Source organism: Nakamurella sp. (assembly GCF_048594475.1).
Taxonomy (GTDB): Bacteria; Actinomycetota; Actinomycetes; order Mycobacteriales; family Nakamurellaceae; genus Nakamurella.
The window spans coordinates 1-1,620 of sequence record NZ_JBMDXT010000347.1; the positions used below are offsets into that span (position 1 = coordinate 1).

Below are 1,620 nucleotides of genomic sequence, written 5' to 3' on the forward strand. Positions count from 1 at the left end.
CGACGGAGACACCCCCGCGCCGGGTCGTGAACAGGGTTCCGATCACCGGCGCGGGGGTGCGGCCGTCGGTCCAGCCGTGGGCCCGGACGGCCCGGTCAGCGCTTCATGAACGACGGCACGTCGACGTCGTCGTCGTCCAGGTCGACGGCCGGGCGACCGCGACCAGCCGGGGCGGCACCCGGGTGTGCCGGCGGCTGCGTCGGGTACCGGCCGGGCGCCTGCTGCTGGTAGGCCGGCGCGGTGCCCCGGGCCGGCGGCGGCGGGGTGGCGGCGTACTGCGGCTGCGGGGCTGCCGCGTACTGCGGCTGCGGCGGCTCGACCCGCTGCGGGTGCGAGGAGAAGCCGCCGTTGGCGGTGCCGTTCAGGCCGCTGGTGTCCAGCCCGCCCTCGAAGCCGCCACGCCCACCGAGCCGGCCGCTCGGACCGCCGACCGGACCCGACCCGACACTGGCCCGCACCCGCTGCTCGACGCTCGGCGAGAGCACCGACGGGCTGGAGTCGAAGCCGGCGGCGATGACGGTGACCCGGACCTCGTCGCCCAGGGAGTCGTCGATGACGGTGCCGAAGATGATGTTCGCGTCCTCGTGCGCCGCCTCCTGCACCAGTGAGGCCGCCTCGTTGATCTCGAACAGGCCCAGGTCGGACCCGCCGGCGATGGACAGCAGCACGCCGTGCGCACCGTTCATCGAGGCCTCCAGCAGCGGCGAGTTGATCGCCTTCTGCGCGGCCTGGACCGAGCGGCCCTCGCCGCGGGCCGAGCCGATGCCCATCAGGGCGGTGCCGGCGCCGGCCATGACCGACTTGACGTCGGCGAAGTCGACGTTGATCAGGCCCGGGGTGGTGATCAGGTCGGTGATGCCCTGGACACCGTTGAGCAGCACCTCGTCGGCCGAGCGGAAGGCGTCCATCAGCGAGACGCCCATGTCGCCCAGCTGCAGCAGCCGGTCGTTGGGGATCACGATGAGGGTGTCGCACTCGTTGCGGAGCATCTTGATGCCCTCTTCGGCCTGGTTGCCCCGGCGGCGACCCTCGAACGCGAACGGCCGGGTGACCACACCGATCGTCAGGGCGCCGAGCTTGCGGGCGATCGAGGCGACCACCGGCGCGCCGCCGGTGCCGGTGCCACCGCCTTCCCCGGCGGTGACGAAGACCATGTCGGCACCCTTGAGCACCTCCTCGATCTCCTCGCGGTGGTCCTCGGCGGCCTTGCGACCGACGTCCGGGTTGGCCCCGGCGCCCAGGCCCCGGGTCATCTCCCGACCGACGTCGAGCTTGACGTCGGCGTCCGACATCAGCAGCGCCTGCGCGTCGGTGTTGATCGCGATGAACTCGACCCCGCGCAGGCCGACCTCGATCATCCGGTTGATGGCGTTCACGCCGCCGCCGCCGATGCCGACGACCTTGATGACGGCCAGGTAGTTGTGCGGTGGCGTCATTCGCCTTCGCCTTTCTTGTTCGGCTCGGGCGCTGGGAACACGGCCGGGCCACTGACTTCGGATGCACCGCTGGACCTGACTCAACTGCCCCGTTCGGCGTGTCGAACCCTCAACCTCAACCATACGGTTATAGTTATGTCAGGTAGTGGCGCTGGGGTTGAAGGTAGGTGCGGCTCGACACGGC

General features: G+C 71.4%; 1 protein-coding gene. It reads right to left on the minus strand.

What is annotated here, in order from left to right:
* Positions 1–95: 95 nt before the first annotated feature.
* A complete protein-coding gene (ftsZ, locus tag ACOJUF_RS15815; protein ID WP_420122789.1) occupies positions 96–1,436 on the minus strand; it encodes a cell division protein FtsZ in 1,341 nt (446 codons plus the stop codon).
* Between the last annotated feature and the right edge of the window lie 184 nt (positions 1,437–1,620).

What these genes read in the sequence shown, in the direction of transcription:
- ftsZ (WP_420122789.1), bottom strand. Translation starts at nt 1,436, where the DNA reads ATGACGCCACCGCACAACTACCTGGCCGTCATCAAGGTCGTCGGCATC.